This window comes from Lautropia mirabilis (assembly GCF_900637555.1).
Classification (GTDB): Bacteria; Pseudomonadota; Gammaproteobacteria; order Burkholderiales; family Burkholderiaceae_E; genus Lautropia; species Lautropia mirabilis.
Window position 1 is genome coordinate 2,391,242 of the sequence record NZ_LR134378.1, and the last position, 24,746, is coordinate 2,415,987.

Annotated in this window: 17 protein-coding genes; 4 read left to right on the forward strand and 13 right to left on the reverse strand. The window is 66.1% G+C overall.

Annotated features, from left to right (window positions below; genetic code table 11):
- Positions 1 to 18: 18 nt before the first annotated feature.
- The 5 genes from recC to serA all read right to left on the reverse strand — a co-directional run bounded on the left by recC (position 19) and on the right by serA (position 10,298).
- Positions 19 to 3,891: an exodeoxyribonuclease V subunit gamma gene (recC, locus tag EL249_RS09745; RefSeq protein ID WP_005672769.1), complete on the reverse strand. Its 3,873-nt coding sequence runs from the start codon at positions 3,889 to 3,891 to the stop codon at positions 19 to 21.
- Positions 3,892 to 4,024: 133 nt separating this feature from the next.
- A complete protein-coding gene (locus EL249_RS09750; protein WP_005672768.1) occupies positions 4,025 to 4,756 on the reverse strand; it encodes an alpha/beta fold hydrolase in 732 nt (243 codons plus the stop codon).
- A gap of 341 nt (positions 4,757 to 5,097) precedes the next feature.
- Positions 5,098 to 7,716 (reverse strand): DEAD/DEAH box helicase, encoded by a 2,619-nt coding sequence (locus EL249_RS13375; protein WP_005672767.1) that lies wholly within the window; start codon positions 7,714 to 7,716, stop codon positions 5,098 to 5,100.
- 529 nt (positions 7,717 to 8,245) lie between these two features.
- Positions 8,246 to 8,755: a CreA family protein gene (locus tag EL249_RS09765; protein WP_005672766.1), complete on the reverse strand. Its 510-nt coding sequence runs from the start codon at positions 8,753 to 8,755 to the stop codon at positions 8,246 to 8,248.
- 259 nt (positions 8,756 to 9,014) lie between these two features.
- Entirely contained in the window at positions 9,015 to 10,298 is a 1,284-nt protein-coding gene (serA, locus tag EL249_RS09770) for a phosphoglycerate dehydrogenase (protein WP_005672765.1), read from the reverse strand.
- A gap of 73 nt (positions 10,299 to 10,371) precedes the next feature.
- On the opposite strand from serA, the gene EL249_RS09775 reads away from it, so the two are divergent.
- Positions 10,372 to 11,874 (forward strand): hypothetical protein, encoded by a 1,503-nt coding sequence (locus tag EL249_RS09775; RefSeq protein WP_005672761.1) that lies wholly within the window; start codon positions 10,372 to 10,374, stop codon positions 11,872 to 11,874.
- A gap of 451 nt (positions 11,875 to 12,325) precedes the next feature.
- The gene (locus EL249_RS09780; RefSeq protein WP_040529684.1) at positions 12,326 to 12,748 is read left to right on the forward strand and encodes an HU family DNA-binding protein; all 423 of its coding nucleotides are present in this window, start codon (positions 12,326 to 12,328) and stop codon (positions 12,746 to 12,748) included.
- A 135-nt stretch (positions 12,749 to 12,883) separates the two neighbouring features.
- On the opposite strand, the gene EL249_RS09785 is transcribed toward EL249_RS09780, so the two are convergent.
- The 4 genes from EL249_RS09785 to EL249_RS09800 all read right to left on the reverse strand — a co-directional run bounded on the left by EL249_RS09785 (position 12,884) and on the right by EL249_RS09800 (position 16,742).
- Positions 12,884 to 13,933: an ABC transporter substrate-binding protein gene (locus EL249_RS09785; RefSeq protein WP_005672758.1), complete on the reverse strand. Its 1,050-nt coding sequence runs from the start codon at positions 13,931 to 13,933 to the stop codon at positions 12,884 to 12,886.
- A gap of 145 nt (positions 13,934 to 14,078) precedes the next feature.
- A complete protein-coding gene (locus EL249_RS09790) occupies positions 14,079 to 14,873 on the reverse strand; it encodes an ABC transporter ATP-binding protein (RefSeq protein ID WP_005672756.1) in 795 nt (264 codons plus the stop codon).
- Positions 14,874 to 14,880: 7 nt separating this feature from the next.
- Positions 14,881 to 15,780: an ABC transporter permease gene (locus EL249_RS09795; protein ID WP_005672754.1), complete on the reverse strand. Its 900-nt coding sequence runs from the start codon at positions 15,778 to 15,780 to the stop codon at positions 14,881 to 14,883.
- A 2-nt stretch (positions 15,781 to 15,782) separates the two neighbouring features.
- On the reverse strand, positions 15,783 to 16,742 hold the full coding sequence (locus EL249_RS09800) for an ABC transporter substrate-binding protein (protein ID WP_005672753.1): 960 nt from the start codon (positions 16,740 to 16,742) through the stop codon (positions 15,783 to 15,785).
- Positions 16,743 to 17,047: 305 nt separating this feature from the next.
- Here EL249_RS09800 and EL249_RS09805 point away from each other — a divergent pair, with 305 nt between their 5' ends.
- Positions 17,048 to 17,812: a sulfite exporter TauE/SafE family protein gene (locus tag EL249_RS09805; RefSeq protein WP_005672750.1), complete on the forward strand. Its 765-nt coding sequence runs from the start codon at positions 17,048 to 17,050 to the stop codon at positions 17,810 to 17,812.
- Positions 17,813 to 17,889: 77 nt separating this feature from the next.
- Positions 17,890 to 18,849, forward strand: a complete 960-nt coding sequence (gene tehA, locus EL249_RS09810; RefSeq protein ID WP_005672748.1) for a dicarboxylate transporter/tellurite-resistance protein TehA — start codon at positions 17,890 to 17,892, stop codon at positions 18,847 to 18,849.
- A 48-nt stretch (positions 18,850 to 18,897) separates the two neighbouring features.
- Here the strand turns inward: tehA and EL249_RS09815 are convergent, their stop codons facing one another.
- From EL249_RS09815 to parC, 4 genes are all read right to left on the reverse strand, one after another.
- Positions 18,898 to 19,713, reverse strand: coding sequence for a class I SAM-dependent methyltransferase (locus EL249_RS09815; RefSeq protein WP_005672746.1), 816 nt, complete (start codon positions 19,711 to 19,713; stop codon positions 18,898 to 18,900).
- 39 nt (positions 19,714 to 19,752) lie between these two features.
- Positions 19,753 to 20,103, reverse strand: coding sequence for a VOC family protein (locus tag EL249_RS09820; RefSeq protein ID WP_005672743.1), 351 nt, complete (start codon positions 20,101 to 20,103; stop codon positions 19,753 to 19,755).
- A gap of 112 nt (positions 20,104 to 20,215) precedes the next feature.
- The gene (gene htpG, locus EL249_RS09825; RefSeq protein WP_005672741.1) at positions 20,216 to 22,270 is read right to left on the reverse strand and encodes a molecular chaperone HtpG; all 2,055 of its coding nucleotides are present in this window, start codon (positions 22,268 to 22,270) and stop codon (positions 20,216 to 20,218) included.
- A gap of 112 nt (positions 22,271 to 22,382) precedes the next feature.
- The gene (parC, locus tag EL249_RS09830) at positions 22,383 to 24,725 is read right to left on the reverse strand and encodes a DNA topoisomerase IV subunit A (RefSeq protein WP_005672739.1); all 2,343 of its coding nucleotides are present in this window, start codon (positions 24,723 to 24,725) and stop codon (positions 22,383 to 22,385) included.
- Positions 24,726 to 24,746 lie beyond the last annotated feature (21 nt).

Here is a 24,746-nt window from a genome sequence, read left to right on the forward strand (position 1 = left end):
GTCATCCCCTGCCCCTCTTCATTCACCATGGGTAACTCCTTCAGCGGATTCCTCATGGCCCGATGCTGCGCCCTTCCTGACAACGGCATCCGCCAGCGGCTGCAACAGCCGCTCGGTCCACTGGGCAAACTCGCCGTCCTCCTCCAAGGCCTGAAAGTCCGGATAGGCACGCATCAGATACTCATCCCGCTGGCATTCACCCGCGCCTCCAAATCCGCTCTCGCTGCCCTCATAAGCTGCCTGTGCCGCCTGTTGGCGCTTGGCGGGATCCTCGGACGACCCACCGAATATCCACGCGAACCCCGTCTTGGCCGCCAGTGGCAGCGGCCGACGGCAGGCCAGGTTCCAGGCCTGCAGCAGGTCCTGCCAGTACGTCAGCGCCGCCTCCCGATCCAGCGGCATCAGTTCGACCGTGCTGCCTTCCTTGCCGATGATTCGTGTCCGAAGCGGCTTTCCTGACAGATTACCCGCAACGTGGTGGACCCAGTAATCCAGCAGCTTGTCGTGGCGATAGCTGCTCTCCTTGCCCCCTCCGGATGAGGACTTCTGCCCCTTGTCGGAAGACGCTTTCTTCCCGCTTCCCTTGTTGACCAGATTGCTGGCACTGATCAGCAGCCGCACGCGCTCGCCCTCCGACCCGGCACGCAGCTGATCCAGCGTACCAACGACCAGGGGCGAAACGGACGGTTGTTCCGACCACAGAAACGCCTCATCCGGCAGTACGGTCGGACAGCGACCGATCTCTTTCAGATAGGTCTCGAACATCTCTGCCATCGGCGCATCCAGCTTCTCGCGCATCAATTCGCCGAAGGCGCCCACCGGCAGCTGGCCGGCACGGGCAAACCGCGTCAGCGCCTCCGCACGCTCCTCGGCCAGCACTCCGGCAAGATCCTCCGGCACACCGGATGTAGAACCGGGTTCACGGGTTTCAGCCCCCGGGGATGACAGAGTCACCGCGACCCGATGCTGCTGCGCCGCGATGAGATCGGCCTGCAGCTGCCATTGCTGCAAGCCATCCAGGCTGAACGGCTCATGATCGGGCACAACCGCATCCTCGTCCTGCCAGTGGATGTCCAGACGCTTGCGAAAGAAGTACGCGACCGGTCTTTTCAGGAAGCGCGTCAGCTCCTCCAGCGTCAGTTCCTCGGGCCACTCGGCAGGCGGCAGCATCGGCCATCGTGAAGAGCCGGATTCCGATGCGGCGTTCACCGCATTTTCCGCGATATCGCTTACAACCTTGGCCCCTTCTGAAGCAGGGTCGTCATGCCCCATCTCGGCCTGCTGCAGCGCCATTCGCCATTCGTTCGAATAGCTGAACAGATCGTCGTCCCCCGCCCGCATGGCACCCGCAGCCCCCTCCCGCACGAAATACGCCCGACTGAAGGGCTGCAGGCGGTGCTGTGTCGTCAGCGCCTCCAGCAGTGCGGCACCCGTCTCCTCGTCACGCCCGTTCAGCCGCCACCCGGCGGCGATATGGTCACGCAACTGCGCCACCAGCACCGAGGGCGGACGCGGTGAGTCGTCATGAACACTGCGCCCCACCCAGCTGATGGAGAGCTGCTCACGAGCCGACAGCAGTGCTTCCAGGAACAGATAGCGATCATCCTCGCGGCGTGAACGGTCACCCGGTCGATAATCGTTGCCCATCAGGTCAAAGTCCGCCGGCTGGCGCGAACGCGGAAAGTCGCCGTCGTTCATGCCCAGCAGGCACACGTGGCGGAACGGAATCGCCCGCATCGGCATCAGCGTGGCAAAGGTGACGGCGCCGGCAAAGAATCGCCGTCCCAGTCCCTCGTCGTCGAAGCTGGCCAGCCAGTGCTCCCGCACCACCGACAGGGGCAGCGGCAGGTCCATCTGCGCCTCGGCACAATCATCCAGCCATTGCTGCAAGGCCTCGGAAAGCCGCATCAGCAGGATGCCCTCGCGCCCCTCATCGGCCACGAAGAAGCGGTCCAGCATGGCCTGTAGCCGCACGCCCCACTCCTGGGGCGTGGCGGGATTACGTACATCCTGCCAGGTGTCCTGCAGCGCCCGCACCAGGGCCAGCAGCCTGCCCAGCAGCTCGCCGTCCAGGCCACTGATCTCGTCCAGCGGCTCGATGTCCGACCACGTGCCGGTATGGCCCGCCACATAGCCCAGCAGCATGCGCTGCAGTCCAAACCACCAGCTGTTCTGCGCCACGGCTTCATCCAGCTCCAGCGACTGCCGCTGCGCAGGGTTCAGTCCCCAGCGGATGCCGCTCTTCTCGATCCAGCCGCGCAGCTGCGGCAACTGTTCGGCTTCGATGCCGAAACGCTGCTGCAATGACGACACCTCCAGCAGATCCAGCACCTCGGACACCGACAGGCGCGCTTGCGGCAGATCCAGCAGGAACTCCACGGCGGCCAGCAGCGGCTCGTGGCTGCGGCTTTGCTGGTCGGCCATCGAGAACGGAATGAAGCGTGGGTCCTGCGGCGGATACAGCCCGAACACCGCCTGGATGTGCGGCGCATAGGTGGCAATGTCGGGCACCATCACGATGACGTCCCGCGGCTGCAGCGTGGGATCTGCCGCGAAGGCGGCCAGCAGCTGGTCATGGAGCACCTCCACCTCGCGCTGCGCACTGTGGCAGATCTGGAAGCGGATGGATCGGTCACGCCGGGGATCGACCGCCGGCCAGCGGCTGCGCGTCTCGGCCAGCGGCGCCAGATCGAGGATGTCCTGCTGCAGCTGCAGAAGCAATGTATCGGCCGGCTCATGATCGATGAAGATGTCCGCCCGCCGGTCAATGGCCAGCAGACGCGTCTCGGCCGCCCCCTGCTCCTCATCGTACTGGGTCAGCAGACCGATGAAATCCCGCCCCTGCCGCCCCCAGGCGGCCAGCAGCGGCTGGCCATGCGCAGCCAGGTGGGACAGTGCCGGATCGACGCCCGGGCGGTGGGCGTGCCGGCGGCGCAGGCCCGCCAGCCACTCCCGCTCGGGCACGATGTCGCCCCAGTAATGGCGGCACGGGTTCTGCACGCACATCAGCACCTGGCACCAGCGTCCCAGGGCCGACAGCACCTCCAGCGCCTGGCGGGGCATGGCCGAGATCCCGAAGACCACCACGCGGCGCGGCAGCCCGGCAGGCCGTTCGGCATCGGGAGACGTGCAGGCGTCGATGAAGCGCTGGTGGATCGTGGCGCGATTGTCCCCGGCCGCCCCCGGGCCCACATCGGCCAGCAGCTCCCGCCAGAGCAGCGGCTGCCAGCGCGCGTCTTCCGGCAGGGGCTTGCCGGCCTGATCCGGCAAAGGCCGGGCCTGCGTTTCCGTGGCGTTCGGTGTCTTGATGTTGCCTCGACCGAGCCCATGCGAATCCCGCAGTCGATCGTGCCCGTGGGCCCAATCCTCCAGCCAGTCGGCCCGGTAGACCTGATACTGGTCGAACAGGTCAGCCAGCTGGGCTGCCAGCTGATGCAGACGGCGCAGCTGCGGATCCTCTTCCAGGAAACGTCGCAGCGGCTCGAAGACTGCCTGTGTCTGCGGCCTCGCCACCAGCGCGGGCAGCAGCCGCATCAGTCGCCAGGTCAGCAGATCCTTGCCAAAGGGAGACCGTTCCGGCACCTGATCCTCGCCCAGAACGGCCCGGTAGGCCTGCCAGATGAAACGGGACGGCAGCTGCAGGTCGATGGCGGCCGCAATGCCCAGTCCGCGCCCGTCGAACGCGGGACGCCCCGCATCGACTGGCATCGGATCGGCCGCCAGCGACAGCGTGAGCCACTGCGCGATACCGTTGCTCTGCACCAGGATGACTTCATTTTCCAGAGGAGCCAGCGGATGGGCCCGCATCCAGTCGCAGATGAGGTCGCGCAGCGTCTCGGACTGGTTGCCGTGAATGACGATGAAACCGGGAGCAATGTCGGGCTGGGGCATGCTGACAGGAACGGGGCAAGGGTATTCCCGTTTACCTTGGATGCCCCCACCCTGGCAAGCAACCGCAGCAGCCGTGGCCCGGATGAGACATCCGGCGAAAGCTGCCGTTCAGGGCCGGAAACTCAGGCCGGGCTCAGGCCTGGGACAGCCAGCGCTGCAGCACGGCATTGACGGCCTCGGGCCGCTCCATCGGCGCCAGGTGGCCAGCCCCCGGAATGATGGCCAGCTTTGCGCCGGGCACGCTGGAAGAGATTTCCTGCGCCAGGGCCGGTGGGGTGAGCTGATCGCCCTCACCCACCACGACCAGCGTGCGGCAGTCGATCTTGGCCAGGAGCGGCCGGGAATCCGGGCGACCCAGGATGGCCATCTGCTGGCGCACGAACCCCTCGGCACCCACCGCCTGGCGCATGCCCTCGACCAGGGCAGCCAGCTGCAGATCATCCACCCGTCCAGGCGCCACCAGCCTCGGGAACATCGACGGGATCCGACCGAAGCCACCGTTCTGGGCCATCCGGATCATCTGAAGGCGGTTCTCGCGAACCTCGTCGGTATCGGCCCGGGCCGAGGTGTCGAACAGCACCAGCTCACCGACCCGCTCCGGTGCCTGTCGCAGGATCTCGAAGGCCAGATAGCCCCCCATGGACAGCCCTACCAGCCGGAAGACCGGCGGCGCATCGGCCAGAATGGCCCGCGCCATGGCCCCGATCTCACCGTGCCGCGTGGTGTCGGCCACGGTCACCGAGCCCTGCGTCCAGAACAGCGGCAGCTGCGCCATGAAGAGCTGGGGCGTGCACAGAAGCCCCGGTACGAGCACGGTGGGCAACCTGCCGAACATGACAGGCGTACTGGCGACGGGGGCTGGCATGGGCGCTCCGTGGGACAGGTCTCGATATTGACGATTATATCGACCGTGAACCCCTGACCATTCCCCGGCGCGAAACAGCACCGCCCCTTGCGGCCCTCCGTGTTTCAGCCCAGGGTTCCGTCATTGGCCGTTTCTCCCGCAGGAACGAGAAAGCACGGTATCCATTTCGCTCCAACTGTAGCAATCCACGAATAATTCGTGGCCTTTCTGCTGAAGTCGTAAAAGAAAAACGCCCCTGCCGGGCACTCCGGAACAGGGGCATTTCAGCGATTGGGGAGCCGCCTGGACCGTGCAGACGCATGCGCCTGCACGGCCTCACGGCCTGCGAACTTCAGGCAGGATCAGTCATCCTTGCCTTCGTCACGGGCCTGCCGGAAGGCACGGTCCGGATCCAGCGTGGCCGGGCCACGCTTGCGCGCACCGCCGCGGGCATCACGATCACCGAAGCGGCCACCGCGATCCGGGCCGCCCCGACGGTCGTCACGACCACGCCAGCCGGCATCGTCACGCCGGCCGAAGCCCCGGTTGCCGCGTCCCTCACCATCCCGACGATCACCGCCCTCCCAGGGCTTGCGCTCCTTCCAGCCCGGACGGTCGCCAAAGCTGCGGCGTTCCTGGCCCTCACCGTCGCGACGCGGTTTCCAGTCACCGCGATCACCACGGAATCCGCGGGACTCGTTGTTCCGATCCCGGTTCCAGCCACCACGATCACCCCGGTCTTCCCAGGCACGGCCGCCCTCACGACGGTCACGGTCGAAGGGACGACGCTCACGCTGTCCGCCCTCGCCGCGTTCACCGCGCGATGCATCCCAGCCGCGGCCTTCGCGCCGATCGTTGTTCCACGGACGCTCGCGCCGGCCTTCGCCATCACGGCCTTCCGGGCGGAAGCCGCGCACGCCGTCCTGCGGTCGGTCCTCGCGACCTCTCCAGCCACCGCGACGGTCCTCGTCACCACCAAAACGGCGCCCCGGACGATCCTCGCTCCAGCGCTCACCGTCGTGGCGACGCTGCCCGAAGCCTTCACCGTCGCGACGCGGCCAGGGCTTGCGATCCCGATAGCCGTCCTGGCCGCCCCGGAAGTCGTCACGACGCCCGAAGCTGCGTTCACCACGGCGCTCGTCCCGATCACGCGAACCCTGCCCGCCATCACGGTCATGCCGCCCCTGGAAGCCACGGCCCCGGTATTCGCGGTCGCCACCGTGTCGATCATCCCGGCCACGGCCGCCGAAACGCGGCTTGCCATAGCCTTCGCGACGGGCTTCCTTCTTCTTGTGCTTCTTCTTGAAGGGCTGCGGCTTGAACTGGGCCTCCAGTCCCGGGAACTCGCTGACCTGGATGTGGCGACCCAGGAAATGCTCGATCTTGCGCAGCGGAATCACGTCCTCGCGGCCCACGAAGGAAATGGCCTGGCCACTGGCGCCGGCACGACCGGTACGGCCGATACGGTGCACGTAGTCCTCGGCCACGCGCGGCAGCTCATAGTTGATGACATGGGTAAGGCTGGACACATCAATGCCGCGGGCCGCCACGTCGGTGGCGATCAGCACCTGGCATTCCCCCTGACGCAGGCGGTTCAGTGCCCGGGTGCGCTCGCGCTGGTTCATGTCGCCATGCAGTGCATCCACGGCAAAGCCTTCGCCCTGAAGTTCCTCGGACAGCTCCTCGGCCTGCCGCTTGGTGGCGGTGAAGACGATGGCCTGACCAAGGCCGGTGTCGTTGAGGCAGGCACGCAGCAGCTGGCCGCGGTGTCCCGGGTTGTCGACATAGACCACGTGGTCATCGATCGGCGTGAGCGCCTCTTCGCTGCGCTCGACGGTCAGCCACTGAGGATCCTTCAGCAGCTTGTCGGCCAGGTTGCGAACGTCGTGCGAGACGGTGGCGGTGAAGCACACGGTCTGGCGCTCGGTCGGCAGCATTTCGGCAATGCGGAACACATCTTCGGAGAAGCCCATGTCCAGCATCCGGTCGGCCTCGTCCAGCACCAGCATCTTCAGGCGCGACAGATCAATCTTGCCGTTTTCCAGCTGGTCGATCAGACGGCCGGGCGTGGCCACCAGCACTTCATACGGCATGGCCAGTGCCCGTGCCTGGTGGAAGTAGGAAGAGCCCCCGGTGATGCAGACGGTGCTGGTGCGCGGCAGCAGCCGCGACAGCGCGTGGCTGGTGCGCGTGACCTGCTGGGCCAGCTCGCGGGTGGGCGTGAGCACCAGCACGGAAGGACCGAAGGCCGGACGTGCCGGACGGCGCCCCTTGCCCCGCTTGCCACGGTGGTCCTCGTCATCATCACCTGCGTCGTGATGCTCGGCAGCACGCTCCTGCGCATTCAGCGCCACACCCTGCAGGGCCGGTAGCAGGAAGGCCGCCGTCTTGCCGGTGCCGGTAGGCGCCGAGGCCACCAGGTCGTTGCCGGCCAACAGCACCGGAATGGCCTGCGCCTGCACGGGCGACGGATGGATGATGTCCAGGCGTTGAAGGGCCTGGACCAGCGGCTCGATCAGCCCCAGCTCGGCAAAGCTCGAATCGGTGGCTTCAACGAAGGGGTCAGCATGCAGCGGTGCCGGCTCATCGTCCTCACCCACCTCGTCGTCGTCCGAATCGGTGTCGTCCGCTTCGTCTTCGTCTTCGTCGTCGTCGTCGTCGTCGTCGTCGTCGTCGTCAGAATCATCATCCGCCTGGTCGAAGTCCTCGTCATCCTCGTCGGACTCGTCATCATCCAGGTCGTCTTCATCGTCGAAGTCGGCACCCTCGTCCGCTTCGTCTTCATCGGCAAGGCGCACCTCGTCGTCCCGATCGTCGGTCTCGTCCTCGTGGCTGGGGGTGGAAGCGGCCTTTGTGCGCTTCGTGGTCTTCTTCGCGGGCGTGGCATCCTGGGCCAGCGCCATGTCTTCGGCGGTCTGGGCCGCCACGTTCTCGACGGATTTGTCCTGCTCGTCGTTCTTCTCGTGCTGAGTCATGGTCATGAAAGTGAAATGGCAACGTCATCGCGGGCGCTGTCCGTGTACGCAGCAGACGGACGCGGGGCATGCCGGGCGAACGCCATGACAGGCGCCGGGTCGCGGCAGGACCAGGATGAAAATCTTCCGGAGGGATCCGGGAATCTGGCAATGACGTGGGCGGGGCCTCTTGCCCCGACGGGGTTGACGGATTGCGTACCTGCATCGACGCCAACCGGAGAAGGCACGGGGTGTGCCTTTCATGGGCGCACTGGACACGCAAGTTGACGTGTCCCGGATACGCCGGGGGCCAGAAATCGATGTCTGAAGTCCGACATCCTACCAGAAACCGACGAAGGACGATGGCGTGCCCCGTGATTCGGCCCAGCTTGCGATGGAACGAACAGCCGCGCACCTTCAGCCTGAGCGCCTCGATCAACTTCTGACCCGACAGCCGGGCAAACTTGCCCAAGCAAAAACGCCCGTCACGATGACGGGCGTCTTTATTGTCTGGCGCGTCAGGCCGGCCTTGAAGACACGGCCGGCCAGAGAAGGCTCACTTCACCGGAATGGGCGTGGCGGGATCGATAGGTACAGCCGAGACGCTGTTCTTGGGCGAGCCGTCGATCAGCTTGTCCGAGTACGTGAGGTAGACCAGCGCGTTGCGTGTGCTGTCGACCATGCGCACCACGCGCAGACGCTTGAAGAGGATGGACAGGCGCTCGCTGAAGACATCTTCCTTTTTCTTCAGCGGCTTTTCGATCTTGACCGGACCAACCTGATGGCAGGAAATGGAGGCCTCGGCCTTGTCTTCGGCCAGACCCAGCGAGCCCTTGATGCCGCCGGTGCGGGCACGCGACACGTAGCAGGTGACGCCCTGGACCAGGGGATCGTCGTAGGCCTCGACAATGATGTCATCGTCGCGCGTGAGCAGCTTGAAGGTGGTGTCGACGATGCCGATGGTGCGGTCGTCGGCCGCCTGGGCGGTGGCCGGCACCAGGCTGCTGGCCCCGGCAATGAGGGCGATGGACAGGGCAACAGCCCGGGAAAGGGAAGCAGTCTTCATGTTTTAAAGGATGGGGCTGAACCACACGAGATGCGGAACGCGAGATGCGGACAGCGAAGGTAAACGGCGCCTCGGCCCGTCCGGCATGCGCGGGCGTGTGGCATGAAAAGGGATGACCCTGACCGGTGCAGCAGATGGCTGGCCGGTCGTTGTCTCGTGGCAACAGAGGCCTATCCTACCATCGGATGGCAGGCATTGCGGCTGACGGGCCGGGGCCCTGTCTCAAGGTTCCCGGCCTGCCCCACGCGTCATGCCGTCATCAGTACAGCACGCGTGCGCGAATCGTGCCTTCCAGGTCGGAGATCTCGTGCAGCGCCTCGGCACTGCCTTCGTTCTCGACATCAACCACCACGTAACCCACGTGCTGATTGGTCTGCAGGTACTGCGAGGCAATGTTGATGCCGGCGTTGGAGAGCCGCTCGTTGATGCGGGTCAGCATGCCCGGCACGTTGCGGTGGATGTGCAGGATCCGGCACAGCCCCGGGTGAGCCGGCAGCGAGACCTCGGGGAAGTTGACGGCCGACAGCGTGGAGCCGTTGTTGCTGTAGCGGATGAGCTTGGAGGCCACCTCGCGGCCGATGCTCTCCTGGGCCTCGCCGGTGGAACCGCCGATGTGCGGCGTGAGCAGCACGTTCTCGAAGCGGATGAGCGGGGACTGGAAGTCACCCTCGTTACCCTTGGGCTCGACCGGGAACACGTCGATGGCGGCACCCAGGATGTGCTTCGACTCCAGGGCTGCTGCCAGCGCGTCGATGTCGACCACGGTACCGCGCGAGGCATTGATGAGGAAGCTGCCCTTCTTCATGCGGGCGATCTGCTCGGCACCCATCATGTTCTTCGTGTCCGGCGTCTCGGGCACGTGCAGGCTCACCACGTCGGCCTCGGCCAGCAGCTCGTCCAGCGTGGAGAGCTGGCGTGCATTGCCCAGCGGCAGCTTGGTCTCGATGTCGTAGAACACCACGCGCATGCCCAGGGTCTCGGCCAGCAGGCCCAGCTGGGTGCCGATGTGGCCATAGCCGATGATGCCCAGCGTCTTGCCACGCACCTCGAACGAGTTGGCGGCGCTCTTCATCCAGCCGCCCCGGTGCAGCAGTGCATTCTTTTGCGGGATGCCGCGCATCAGCATGATGATCTCGGCCAGCACCAGCTCGGCCACGCTGCGTGTGTTGGAGAATGGTGCGTTGAACACGGGCACGCCACGCTTGGCTGCGGCGTCCAGGGCGATCTGGTTGGTGCCAATGCAGAACGCGCCGACCGCGACCAGCTTCTGAGCCTGCTCCAGCACCTCGGCCGTGAGCTGGGTGCGCGAGCGCAGCCCCACGAAGTGGGCATCGGCGATGGCATCGATCAGTGCCTGCCCTTCCAGCGCCTTGGGGTGGGTTTCGATCTGGGTGTACCCGTCGGCAGTGAACGCTTCGACGGCGGACGGATGGATGCCTTCCAGCAGCACCACTTTCAGTTTGTTTCTTTCGAGAGAGAGACGCACGCTTTCTTCCTTGGATACGACACGACGAATGGCCCAATGGTAGCGCGCCTGCCCCATCTATCCGCCGTAAAACGCATATCTGTAGCACAATCCCGAACAAACCCACCTTCTTTCCAGCCAGAGCCCCGTCGTGAGCACCGAAGCAACGCCCCCGTCCCCTGTCCCTGACACCACGCCCGCATCTGCCGAGGCCTCCACGCCGGACGCGCCGGCGGCGCCCGAACAGAAGCCCACGGCCGACGTGCCGCCCCCGCTGCCGCTGCCCCCGGAGGCCGAAGAGCTGGACGCCCGGGTCGCCGCTGCGCTGGTGATGGTCAATCATGGCATCCGCCGCCTCTCGAAGCTGGCCGGCAACATCCGCTTTGCCTTCCTGCAGCGCGACGAGTCCCGACTGGTGACGGAACGCCAGAAGCTCAAGGCCGCCTTCCAGCGCCAGGAGCATGGCCCGGCCGAACTGAAGTTCGGCCTGCAGGCACTGCTGCAGAAGGCCGAGCGCATGGCCGGCAGCCTGCTGTACCAACCTCAGGGCACGGCTGCCACGACGCAGGCCGCCTCGCCGAAACCCGACGGGAGCGCCCAGGCCACCGCCCCCGAAAGCGCGCCCGCCCAGGCTGACAGCCCTGCGAGTACCGCAGAAACCCCCGCGGCAAACACGCCCGACAGCGCCGTCAAGACACCTGCTGCCGACACGGCCTCTGCTGCGGTTGAAGAAGCAGGCAGCGCCCAGCCCGACGCCAACACCCAGGCTTCTGCAGCCTCCGCCGCTCCGGATGCTGCAACACCGGCGCCCGCCCCGGTAGCCCCCGCACTGCCCCGCGAAAAGAGCAACCAGATCCGCCAGACGCTGCGCAAGAGCATGATGTCGCTGGCACCGGCCGCCCCGCTGCACCTGCAGATCGAGCTGGCGCCTGCCTTTGCCGAGGCCGAGCCGGACATCATGGCGATGGCGGCCCGCGTTCACGCCCTGCACCGTCAGGTGCTGGGTTCGCTCAAGGGCATCCAGTGGCACTCTGCGGTTCACAGCACGCTCAGCTTCGAGGACGGCCGCACGATCGAGGTGCACTTCGGCGAGACCGGCGCCGAGCAGATTCCGGAAGAATTCCGCCAGAAGCAGGCCCCGGCCCAGCCGGCCCGCAAGCCGGGTCAGCCCGGCCAGCGTCATGGCGCACCGGGCGGCAAGCCGCAGGGCAACCGTCGCCATGGTTCTGGCCGCCCCGGCGGCAAGCCGGGCGAAGGCCGCCAAGGCAAGGCTGCGGCCGCTCAGGGGCCAGCAGGCAACACCCCGGAGGCGGCCGCCCAGGACGCAAACGCCCCCGCCAACCGGCAGGGCCGCCCCCATGGCAAGGGCCGGCATGGCCAGCCCCGTCGCGCCGAAGGCGGCAACCGCCCGTCGCGCAACCCGGCAGACGGCAAGCAGGGAGAAAACACGGCCAACGCCGGAAACCGGCCTTCTCAGGGGCCGCGTCGCCCCCGCACGGAACAGGAGGGGCGACGCAACCACGAGGGGCGCCGTGGCGGCCAGGGCGAGCGCAACGGACGCAGCGGGGGCGGTTTCCCCAGCAACTCCGCCATGGCCGACAAGTTGCGCGCGGCCCTGGGGGGCTCCTTCGGGCTGGGCAAGAAGGACAAGTGACGCCCATGACGAAGCCCCTACCCCGGACAGCGTACCGAAGGGGCTGAGGGTCGAAGGTCACGGCGTGCATCGGGCACGGCAGGCGTCGCACCTTGTGTACCCGGTTCACGACAGGAAAACCCTTCCCTGAAGGGGTTTCCTGCAACAGCAACATCAAAAACACTGGATTTGATGGGGTCTGCGCAACGCCAACCAGGGCGTTTCACAGGATTGGCCATGATTTCCAGTGTTTTTTTGAGGATCAGGTCGTAACAATCCGTAGAAAATGCGGTCAACAGCCAACGAAACGGTTGTGCAAGTGGCCAGAACGATCTGCCGATTGCTAAGATTGAACCGTCGGCCCTGACGACGAACGCCGTGAAAAATGCAGCCTCGCGCCGTGTTTTCCAGCAGGTGAACCCCAGGGCACGAACCCCTTTTGAACGCTACGAGAACCCTGCTCTGAAACATCATGGCAACCGCTAAGAAGCCCGCCCGTGCGGCAGCAACCCCCGCGAAGAAAACGGCTGCAGCCAAGCCTGCTGCCAAATCGACGAAAGCTGCCGCCGCCCCGGCACTGAAACCCGTGAAGGAAACCTTCACCAAGGCCGGGCTGGCCCAGCACCTGGCCGAGCAGACCGGCGTCGAGACCAAGGCCGTCAAGGCCGTGATGGCCGCGCTGGAACTGACCATCCTGGCCTCGGTGCACAAGAAGGGTGCCCGTGAGTTCACGCTGCCCGGCCTGCTGAAGATCGGTGTGATCGATGTGCCGGCCAAGAAGAAACGCCGCGGCATCGACCCGTTCACCGGCCAGGAGCGTGAATTCGCCGCCAAGCCGGCCACGGTCCGCATCAAGGTGCGCGCCCTGAAGAAGATCAAGGACGCCGCTCTCTGATCATTCGGACCTGATGGCAGCCGTCCTCTGGCGTGGTTCACCCGCCTGACAGGATGGCCCGGCCATGAGGCGCCCCTTTCGGGGCGCCATCGAACAAAGGCCCCGATCCGGGTTTTCCGGGTCGGGGCCTTTCTGTCAGGGCTTGCCGAAGATCTCGCTGGCCTCGGCCTTCAGCTCCGGAGAGAGCGTGGCCCCCTGGCGACGGGCAGCGTCCAAGTTCAGCGTGATGTCGAGCCTGTCGCTGGTCTCGCTGGCGATGTCGCCGGGCTTTTCACCGTTCAGGATGCGCAGCACCATCCGGCCCGTCTGGCGACCCATCCGGTAGTAATCGATGGCCATGGCGCCGGTGGCGCCCCGCTGCACGCTGGAACGATCGGCGCAGATCAGCGGGATCTTCGCGGCGTTGGCCACCTTGATCACCGATTCATAGGCGGAGATGACGTTGTTGTCATTGCTGGTGTAGATGACATCCACCTTGCCCACCAGACGCTGTGCGGCCTGACCGACATCGATCGAGCGCGGCGCTGCCACTTCCACCAGCGAGATGCCCTGCTTTTCCAGCGCCACCTTCATCTCGCGCGTGGCACTGACCGAGTTGGCCTCGGCCGGACTGTAGATGATGCCCACGCGCTTCACGTCCGGAACCACCCGCTTGATGAACGCGACCTGGCGGTCGGCCACCAGCTTGTCGGACACGCCGGTGACGTTGGTGCCCGAGGGTGCCATGGACTTGACGATCTGTGCAGCGATCGGATCGGTGATGGCGTTGTAGACGACCGGAATCTGGTGCGTGGCCGAAACCACCGCCTGCGCCGCCGGCGTGGCGATGGGCACGATCACGTCGGGACGGTCTCCGACGAACTTGCGGGCAATCTGCACGGCCGTGCCCTGGTTGCCCTGAGCGCTCTGATAGGCCCAGTGCAGGCTCTTGCCATCCTGGTAGCCCGCGTCCTTCAGCTCGTCGTGCAGGCCGTCACGCAGCGCATCCAGCGACGGGTGCTCGACGATGGACAGGACCGAGACGGCCGCAGGTACCTTGCCCGTGGGCGTTCGGGATGCGGCGGCACTGCCGTCCTGCGCCATGGCGGCGGGCACGGCGGCCGTCGCCATCGAGCCGGCTGCCAGCCAGGCTGCCAGGGAGCGGAAAACGAAGTGGCGGCGCAGAGCGTGATGAAATGTCGTCATGGATCGGTTTCTCCCTGGGAAACGATGAAAACCCGCTGGAACACAACCTGCACCGGTGTCCGGGCAGCGCTGGGCGCCGACGGGACGGTCTGTGCAGCCAGGCGATGGCACGACGACGGGACGGCACAACGGCCGCCCGGATGCCTCAACCCAGCAGCAGCGAATCGTCGCTGAGCTCCTCGCCACGGGTGCGCTCGAACATGGCCAGCAGGTCAGCAACCTCAAGCCGGGCGCGCTCCTCGCCGGACACGTCAAGCACCACCTGGCCCTGGTGCAGCATCACGGTACGGGTACCGTAGTCCAGTGCCTGACGCATGCTGTGCGTGACCATCAGCGTGGTGAGACGGCCTTCCTTGACCACCCGGTCGGTGAGTTCGAGCACAAAGGCGGCCGTCTTCGGATCGAGGGCGGCCGTGTGTTCGTCCAGCAGCAGGATGCTGGACGGGCGCAGCGAGGCCATCAGCAGACTGACGGCCTGGCGCTGACCGCCCGACAGCAAACCGATGCGGTCGCCCAGGCGGTTCTCCAGTCCCAGGCGCAGCACGGACAGTCGCTCGCGGAACAGCTCACGGGTCTGGCGATCGATGGCACGACGCAGGCGGCGAGATTTTCCGCGCGCCAGGGCCAGCGCCATGTTCTCCTCGATGGTGAGCGCCTCGCAGGTGCCCGCCATCGGGTCCTGGAAGACCCGGGCCACGCGCTCGGACCTGTCCCAGGTGGGCAGCCGCGTGACATCCTCGTGGTTGATCCGGATGGTGCCGCTGTCGACACGCAAATCGCCGGCGATGGCATTGAGGAAGGTGGATTTCCCGGCCCCGTTGGAGCCGATCACCGAGACGAACTCCCCTTCGGGAATGGACAGGGTCATGCCCCGCAGCACCGGGTTCTCGATGGGGGTGCCGGGATTGAAGGTGATGTGCAGGTCCTGGGCGTCTAGCATGGTGATGTCAGCCTGCCTTGGTCGTGCGACGGCCCGGCTTGCGGCGGGAGAAGGCGCGCGGCAGCACCAGCGCGGCACCCACCAGGATGGCCGTGATCAGGTTCAGGTCCTGGGCTTCCAGGCCGATGAAATCGCTGTTGAGGGCGATGGCGATGACCAGCCGGTACAGCACGGCCCCCAGCACGACAGCCAGCGTGGTCCAGATGATGCGCCGCGCCGGCAGGATGCCTTCGCCGACGATGACGGCCGCCAGGCCGATGACGATGGTGCCGATTCCCATGGAGATGTCGGCGCCGCCCTGGCTCTGCGCGAACAGCGCCCCCGCCAGGCCCACCAGCGCGTTGGAGATGGCCATGCCCAGCAGCACGGCATTGCCCGTGTTGACCCCCTGGGCACGCGCCATGCGGCCATTGGCGCCGGTAGCGCGCAGTGCCAGCCCCAGCTGGGAGGCAAAGAAGCGATCCAGCAGCAGCTTGAGTACGGCCACCAGCAGCAGCATGGCCAGCGGGCGCTCGACATAGTCAGGCAGCCAGCCGGGCAGGAAGGAAAAGACCGTGGGCTCGGAAATGAGCGGCACGTTGGGCCCCCCCATCACCCGCAGGTTGATGGAGTAGAGCGCGATCATCACCAGGATGCCGGCCAGCAGGTCCATGATGCGGAGCCGGACGTTGAGCCAGCCCGTGACCAGACCGGCCGCAGCCCCTGCCAGCATGCCGGCACCCGTGGCCAGGAAGGGATTGTGACCGGTGGAGATGAGGATGGCGGCCGTGGCCGCACCCAGCGGAAACGAGCCGTCGACAGTCAGGTCCGGGAAGTTCAGGACCCGAAAGGTGATGAACACACCCAGGGCCACCAGGCTGAAGACCAGGCCGATCTCCAGCGACCCCCACAGGGTATAGAAGGACACGGTCAGCGCCCCAGGATCTCGGAGGCCTCGGACTGCAGCTGCGCGGACAGCTCGACGCCCTGCTTGCGGGCGGCCTCGAGATTGAGGATGAGCACCAGGTTCTCGCTGGTCTCGCTGGCCATGTCACCAGGCTTCTCGCCCTTCAGGATGCGCACGATCTGCTTGCCTGCCTGCTTGCCCAGATCACGGTAGTCGACGCTGAGCACCGCCAGGGCGCCACGCCGGATGCTGCCGGTATCGGCCGCCACCAGCGGGATCCTGGCGTCATTGCCCACCTTGGCCACCGCTTCATAGGCGGCGACCACATTGTTGTCGGTACCGGTGTAGATGAGATCGACCTTGCCCACCAGCCGACGCGCCGCCTGCCCCACATCGACTGAACGGGGGGCCGCAGCCTCGACCAGCTCGATGCCGGCCTTGGACAGCGCCGCCTTCATCTCGTTCACGGCGACCTTGGAATTGGCCTCGGCCGGGTTGTAGATCATGCCGACCGTCTTGACGGAGGGAACGATCTTGCGGATGAGCTCGACCTGCCGGCCGGGCTCCAGGCGATCGGAGACGCCAGTGACGTTGGTGCCCGACGGGCCCATGGTCTTGACGAGCTGGGCCGCGACCGGGTCGGTGACGGCGCCGTAGACCACCGGAATCTGCTTGGTGGCCGCCACCACGGCCTGTGCGGCCGGGGTGCTGATGGCCAGGATGGCCGCGGGCTGGCTGCCCACGAACTTGCGGGCAATCTGGGCCACCGTGCCGGTATTGCCCTGGGCACTCTGGAAGGTCCAGTCCAGTGTCTTGCCGGATTCGTAGCCGGCCTCCTTCAGGGCTTCGGCCGCGCCATCGCGGAAGGCGTCCAGTGCCTGGTGGTCGACGATGGTGACGACGTTGACGGCAGGCGGCTCATCGGCAAAGGCCAGCGATGCGGCCAGCAGGCCACTGGTGGCCACGGCCGTTGCGGCTGCCATTCTGAGAAACGGACGACGTACTGCGAAACGCGCTTCACGCATCGGGGGGCTCTCCGACTGACTGACTCTTGGACTGAAGGCGGGGATTATACGGGTACACCACACCCCCGGCACGCGCCTTGACAGCAATGATCGACTTTCTGCCGGAATGCCTGCAAAGGTTCCGGACGCGTGCCCTGAGGGTTGTGCACAACACATGCGCCGATGCCGACCCCGATGTTCCGGGCGTCAAGCAAAATGTGACACAGTGTGTGCTAGTCTCTCCGACTCGTTTTCTGCCCGCCACTCTCCCAGGACCCTGCATCATGGAATGGCTGATCGTCACGCTCGCCTCCTTTGCCGCCGGTCTGGTGGATGCCATCGTCGGCGGTGGCGGCCTGATCCTGATCCCCGCCCTGTTCACCACCTTCCCGGACACCTCGCCGGCCACGCTCTTCGGCACCAACAAGAGCGCCGCGGTCTGGGGCACGGGCATGTCCGCCTGGCAGTACGGACAGCGGGTACGGCGGCGCTGGTCGGTGCTGCTGCCAGCCTTTGGCTGCGCGATGCTGGGCAGCCTGCTGGGTGCCTGGGCCGTCACGCAGGTCGACCCCAGCTTCCTGCGCCGGCTGCTGCCGCTGGTGCTGCTGGCCGTGCTGGTCAACACGCTGCGCCGCAAGGATCTGGGCACCGAGGCGCGGAATCTGCACACGGAGCGCGTCGAGACGCTGCTGATGGGGATCATCGCGCTGGTGATCGGCTTCTATGACGGATTCTTCGGCCCCGGCACCGGCAGCTTCTTCGTCTTTCTCTTCGTGCGGGTGCTGGGCCATGATTTCCTGCAGGCCTCGGCCAACGCCAAGGTGCTGAACATGGCCACCAACCTGTCGGCACTGGGGCTCTTTGCCAGCACCGGTCATGTCTGGTGGCAGGTTGGCGCCGCCATGGCGGTGGCCAATGTGGCCGGCGCACTCATCGGCTCCCGGCTGGCGCTGCGCTACGGCGCAGGCTTCGTGCGCCATGCCTTCATCCTGGTGGTAGGAGCGCTGATATTGAAGACGGGCTGGGATGCGCTGAAGACGCTCTATTGACCACAAGTCGCTGTGGTCATGGACCTGCCTGCCCGGAAGACGGAAAATGCCCCCTTTTCCTCTTTCCAATCGACACCATGGCCGACGCACCCGCTGCCAAACCCTTCCCCATTCCATTGAGCTACTTCGGCATTGCCCTGGGCACGGCGGGACTGGGCATGTCATGGCGCTACGCTGCCACGGTCGGTCAGGCGCCCGCCTGGCCCGGCGAGAGCCTGCTGGCCCTGGCCGGTGTGGTCTGGCTGCTGCTGATGCTGGCCTGGTTCGCCAAGTTCCTGGCCTTCCGGCCGGCCTTCCGGGCCGACTTCCAGGATCTGGTGCAGTGCTGCTTCATCAGCCTGATCCCCATCACCACCATCATGAGTGGCCTGTCGCTGCGCCCTTATGCCGCAGCTCCGGCCGAAGTGCTGATCTATCTGGGCATCGTCGGCCAGCTGGTCTTTGCCATGTACCGCGCGGCCGGCCTGTGGCGCGGGCTGCATACTTCCAAGGCCACCACGCCCATCATCTACCTGCCGACGGTGGCCACCAGCTTCGTCAGCGCCATGGCCATGAGCGCGATGCAGCAGCCGGAGATCGCCACCCTGTTCTTCGGCGCCGGCGTGCTGTCATGGATGAGCCTGGAGGCGGCCATCCTGGGACGACTGCGCACGGAAACAGCCATCGACCCGAAGGTGCGGGGCATCATCGGCATCCAGCTGGCGCCCGCCTTCGTGGGCTGCAGCGCCTATTTCGGCATCAACGGCGGACAGGTGGACATGGTGGCGCTGATGCTGATCGGCTACGGCACGCTTCAGCTGCTCTTCCTGCTGCGGCTGCTGCCCTGGGTGCTGGAAGGCGGCTTCACCATGAGCCTGTGGGGCTTCTCGTTCGGCCTGGCCGCCATGGCAGGCTGCGGCATGCACCTGGTGGTGCTGAATCCGCGACTGGCACTGCTGGGTCACGCGCTCTGGGGCATCGGCACCGCCCTGGTGGGACTGCTGTGGCTGTACACGCTGCTGAGCATCGTGCGGGGCCGGTTCTTCGTGCGGGGATGAACGAACAACACGGGGAAAGGGTGCCGCCGTGCCCTTCTCCCGGCGCTGCTATCGACCGAGCCCCAGCTGGTCGGCCACGGCCCGGGCCCACTTGCGTGCCGGCAGGCCGTAGTCCTCTTCCAGCACGCGGGCGCGCGCCAGCAGCTGCCGGCGGCTGACCTGCAGGGGCGGCCCCTTCAGGGCCAGCAGCACCAGGTTGCCCTCGTCCTGCGGATCCAGCAGCAGCACCTGCGGGAAGATGGCACGGATGCGCTCCTCACTGCGTGCGAAGGAGGCATGGCGGCCAAACAGGTTGACCACCATGATGCCCGGCTCGGCCAGGCTTCGGTAGCAGCTTCGATAGAAGCGGCTGCCGTCATGCACGGGGCCGGCCGCCTCCTCGTCGTACAGGTCCACCTGGATGACGCCGAAGCCCTCCCGGTTGGCCGGATCACCGACAAAGTCGGCCGCATCGCCCTGCACCAGCATCAGCCGGTCGTCTTCCGGGGGCAGGCCGAACCACTGGCGCGCCACCCACGGCAGCTGCTGGCTGATCTCCACCACCGTGGTGGCCGTGTCCGGGCAATGGCGATGGGTGAACTTGGTGAGCGCGGCTGCCCCCAGCCCCAGCTGCAGCACCTGGGCCGGCGGCTCCAGGAACAGCAGCCAGGCCATCATGTCCTGGATGTAGGACAGCACCAGCTCATCAGGATGCTCGATGTCCATGGCGCCCTGCACCCAGGGCGAGCCGAAGTGCAGGTAGCGGATGCCGTCCAGCTCGGAGAAGCTGATGACGGGCTCGGAAACCCGCTTCGCCTGGCTGCGCTTACGCGGACTGCGGGTGCTGGTCCGGGTACCGTCGGTCTTCTGTCTGGCCATGCTCATGAGGGTGGGTGTTCGGGGTTGCAAGGAGAACCTGACCTGTCATTCGTGGCAAAGCACATTGACCAGACGTCCGAAAGGATCTCGCAGGAAGAAGCGGCGGACGCCCCAGGCCTCGGTGATGGGGCCATGCTCGATCGCCAGGCCTGACGCCAATGCACGACGATGGACCTCGTCAAGATTGTCGACTTCGATGGAGAGGTCTGGAACCGGTGTCCCCGCCCCTCCCTCGCAGGCAATGCTGATCTGCGGAGCCATCTGGCCGTCCGAGGCATACGTGACGATCCAGCCGTGATCCATCACCACGTCCATGTCGAGGATATCGGCATAGAAACGCCGGGCGTCTTCCAGCCGATCTGCCTTGATGTTGGTAATGATGCGTTTCACGGCCACGAGGACTCTCCTTCAAAATGCACAATGCGCCCCCCGAAGCATGGCTCCAGGAAGGCGCAAGGTTACTACGACTTACGTGCACCGGCCCCGATCTCGGAGCCGACAGCCGCGATCAGTGGCTGGAAGCCAGCAGCAGGTCGTTCATGCGGCGCACGAAGCCAACCGGATCTTCCAGCTTGCCGCCGTCGGCCAGCGTGGCCTGGTCGAACAGCAGGCTGGACCAGTCGTCGAAGCGACCATCTTCCTGCTTCAGGCGCTTGACCAGCGGATGCTCGGGGTTGATCTCCAGGATGGGGCGGCGGCTGGGCACGTCCTGACCGGCCTGCTTCAGCATCCGCTCCAGCGTGGCGCTCATGTCGCCCTTGTCGGACACCAGGCAGGCGGCCGAATCGGTCAGGCGATGGCTGACCTGCACGTCCTTGACGCGCTCGCCCAGCGTGCCTTTCAGGCGCTCGATCAGGTCCTTGAAGTCGGCAGCCGTTTCCTCGCTGGCCTTGCGCTCGGCCTCGTCCTCCAGATCGCCCAGATCCAGCCCGCCACGCGCCACCGACTGCAGCGGCGTGCCGTCGAATTCCTGCAGATGGCTGAGCATCCACTCGTCCACCCGGTCCGACAGCAGCAGCACCTCGATGCCCTTCTTGCGGAAGATCTCCAGATGCGGGCTCTGGCGTGCACCGGCCTCGGTGTCGGAGGTGATGTAGTAGATGGCCTTCTGGCCTTCCTTCATCCGTGCCTTGTACTGGGCCAGCGAGACCATGCCGTCCGCGTTGCGGATGTCGTCATCCAGCGCATCGGCGCCCTGTTCGGCGTTGCCCTCGCCCTTGATGACGGCGTCCTCGACCTCGGTGCCGGCAGGTTCAGACGCCTTGGCCTCGGCAGCCGGCACCGTGATGGCGATCGGCTCACCGGTGGTGCGGAAGCGCAGCAGCGCGGCGATCTTCTCGCGGTTCTTCGTGTCCTCGCCCACGCCCTCCTTCAGCACCTGCCCGAAGGCGCGCCAGAAGCGGACGTAGTCGGCCTGACGGTTCTCGGCCAGATCCTCCAGGAGCGTCAGCACGCGCCGGACGTTGCCCTCGCGGATCAGGCGGATGTCACGGCTTTCCTGCAGGATCTCGCGCGAGACGTTGAGCGGCAGGTCGCTGGAATCGACCACGCCGCGCACGAAGCGCAGGTAGGCAGGGATCAGCTGCTCGGCATCGTCCATGATGAAGACACGCCGCACGTACAGGCGCACGCCATGGCGCTGCTGGCGATCCCACAGGTCGAAGGGAGCGTGCCTGGGGATGTAGAGCAGCTGCGTGTACTCGGCACGACCTTCCACCCGGTTGTGGGTGTAGGCCAGCGGCCCCTCGAAGTCGTGGGTGATGTGACGATAGAACTCGTCGTATTCCTTCTCGGTGATCTCGTTGCGCGGGCGCTGCCACAGAGCCTTGGCCTGGTTGACGACCTCCCACTCGCCGGTGTCGACCATTTCCTGCTTCTCGGCATCCCACTTCTCGGCCTTCATGCGCACCGGCAGCGCGATGTGGTCGGAATAGCTGCGCACCAGCTGGCGCAGCTTGTACGGCTCCAGCAGCGAGTCGTATTCATGACCCTCTTCGGGGTCGGCATCGTTGTCACGCAGGTGCAGCGTGACGGTGGTGCCGCGCTCGGCGCGGGTGATGGTCTCGATGGTGAACTCGCCGTCGCCGGTGGACACCCAACGGATGGCCTGATCCTCGGCAGCGCCGGCACGGCGGCTTTCCACCGTGACCTTCTTGGCCACGATGAACGAGGAATAGAAGCCCACGCCGAACTGGCCGATGAGGTTGGAATCACGGGCACGGTCGCCGGTCAGCTGGCTGAAGAACTCGCGCGTGCCGGAGCGGGCGATGGTGCCCAGGTTCTTCACGGCCTCGTCACGGTTCATGCCGATGCCGTTGTCACGCACGCTGATGGTGCGCGCCTTGCGGTCGGTCTCGATCCAGATGCCCAGATCGCTGTCGCCACCATAGAGCTTGTCGTTGTCCAGGGCCTCGAAGCGCAGCTTGTCGCAGGCATCGGAGGCGTTGGAGATCAGCTCGCGCAGGAAGATGTCGCGGTTGCTGTAGAGGGAGTGGATCATCAGATCAAGCAGCTGCTTGATCTCGGTCTGGAATCCCAGGGTTTCCTTGTGGGTGTCGCTCATGGTGCTTGGTGGTTTGCAGATATCGTGGGAAAGCAGATAGGCGCGACACCTTCTTTTTCAAGGTCCTGGCGGGAAAGAAAATCCCGGACGCGCCCTCCGATGGCAGGCGGGGTCAGGCCGCCGGCTCGGTGCCGGGCAGCCATAGCCGCACGTCCTTCCAGCGCGGGTCAAGCTGCTTGCCCTTGCGGCCGCGGGTGCCGGTGTTGGCGGCGATCTCGCGGGTGCTCATCGTGCGGCTCTGCGGCTTGGCCATGCGGCCGGTGCCGGTAACGACAAGGCCGGTGTCGGCCGCAACGATGACCTGGCGCAGTTTCTCCTTCTTCTCCAGGCCCATCAGGGTCACGCCCCGGCCCCCCTTGTGCAGGGTCTTCACCTCGGACACGGGGTAGGCCAGCACCCTGCCCTTGTCGCCGCCGCCCTGACCGTCGCTCAGGCAGACGACGGTGGCATCCGTGCGGCTGGCATCGAACAGCACGGGGGGCAGCGGCACGTCACCTTCTTCCAGGGTGAGGAAGTGCTTGCCGGCCTTCATCCGGCTCTGCCAGTCACCGGCCACGCAGGTCAGGCCAAAGCCCTTCTCGGTGGCCAGCAGCACGCCCGCATCGGCCGGAGCCGCAAAGGCATGCAGGATCTGGGAACCGGCTTCCAGCTCGACGAAGCTGGTGACGGGCACCCCATCACCCCGCGCCGAGGGCAGTCCTGCCACTGGAATGGAATAGACCCGGCCGTTGCTGGCCAGGGCATGGAGCTGGTCAGTGGTCTTGACCTCGTATGCACCGGCCAGCTCGTCACCGGTCTTGAAGTTGAACTGGCGGGCATCGTGGCCATGCCCCTGACGGGACCGCACCCAGCCCTTGGCCGAGATGATGACGGTGACAGGCTCTTCCACCTGACGGGCCTCGACAGCCGCCTTCTCGGCAGCCTCGATGAGCGTGCGGCGGTCGTCGCCGTAAGTCTTGATGTCGGCCTCGATTTCCTTGATGACGGCCTTCTTCAGCGTGGCCTCGCTGCCCAGCAGGCCCTGCAGCTTCTTGCGCTCATCGAACAGCTCCTTCAGCTCCTGCTCGATGCGGATGGCCTCCAGGCGTGCCAGCTGGCGCAGGCGAATCTCCAGGATGTCCTCGGCCTGGCGCTCGGTCAGCCCGAAGGCCTGCATCAGCGCGGGCTTGGGCTCATCCGATTCACGGATGATGCGGATGACCTCGTCGATGTTGAGCAGTACCAGCTGCCGCCCTTCAAGGATGTGGATGCGGTCCTCGACCTTGCCCAGACGGTGGGCGCTGCGCCGGCGCACGGTGTGCAACCGGAAGTCGATCCATTCCTGCAGGATCTCGGTGAGCGTCTTCTGGCGGGGCCGCTTGTCCTGCCCCAGCATCACCAGGTTGATGGACACCGAAGTTTCCAGACTGGTGCAGGCCAGCAGCGTGTTGACCAGCAGCGCCTGCTCGATGCGGGAGGTCTTGGGCTCGAACACCAGGCGCACGGCGGCCTCGCGGCCGCTTTCGTCGCGCACGGCGTCCATCACGTTCAGGATCTGCGACTTGGCCTGCAGCTGCTCGGGCGTGAGCGCCTTCTTGCCGCTGCGCACCTTCGGGTTGCTCAGCTCCTCGACCTCTTCCAGCACCTTCTGGGACGAGACACCATGCGGCAGCTCATCGACAACCAGCTGCCACTGGCCCCGGGCCAGTTCCTCGATGTGATAGCGGGCACGCACGCGGATGGAGCCCCGGCCGCTGCGGTAGGCCTCGGCCAGGTCCGCACTGCTGCTGATGATCTGGCCGCCGCCCGGGAAGTCGGGGCCGGGCATGATCTGCATCAGCGCCTCGTGCGACAGCTTCGGATCGCGGATGAGGGCAATGGCGGCCTGGGCCACCTCCACCAGGTTGTGCGAGGGAATCTCGGTGGCCATGGCCACGGCAATGCCCGAGGCGCCGTTGAGCAGGATCATCGGCAGCCGCGCCGGCAGCAGTTCCGGCTCGGTGGCCGAGCCGTCGTAGTTTGGCACGAATTCCACCGTACCCTGGTCGATCTCGTCGAGCAGCAGGCGGGCGTACTGCGTGAGCCGTGCCTCGGTGTAACGCATGGCGGCCGCGCCGTCGCCATCACGCGAACCGAAGTTGCCCTGGCCATCAACCAGCGGGTAGCGCAGGCTGAAGTCCTGCGCCATGCGCACCATCGCATCGTAGGCGGCGGAATCCCCGTGCGGGTGATATTTGCCCAGCACATCACCCACCACCCGGGCCGACTTGACGGGCTTGGCGGCAGGCCCCAGCCCCATCTCGTGCATGGCAAACAGGATGCGCCGCTGCACGGGCTTCTGGCCATCGCTCACGTCAGGCAGCGCACGGCTGCGGATGGTGGAGATGGCGTAGTCCAGATAGGCCCGCTCGGCGTAGCGGGCCAGTGTCAGCCCGTCGGTGCTCTCTTCCTCGTCGAGGATGATCTCGGTATCCATTCGGTCTCGATCCGTCGGCCA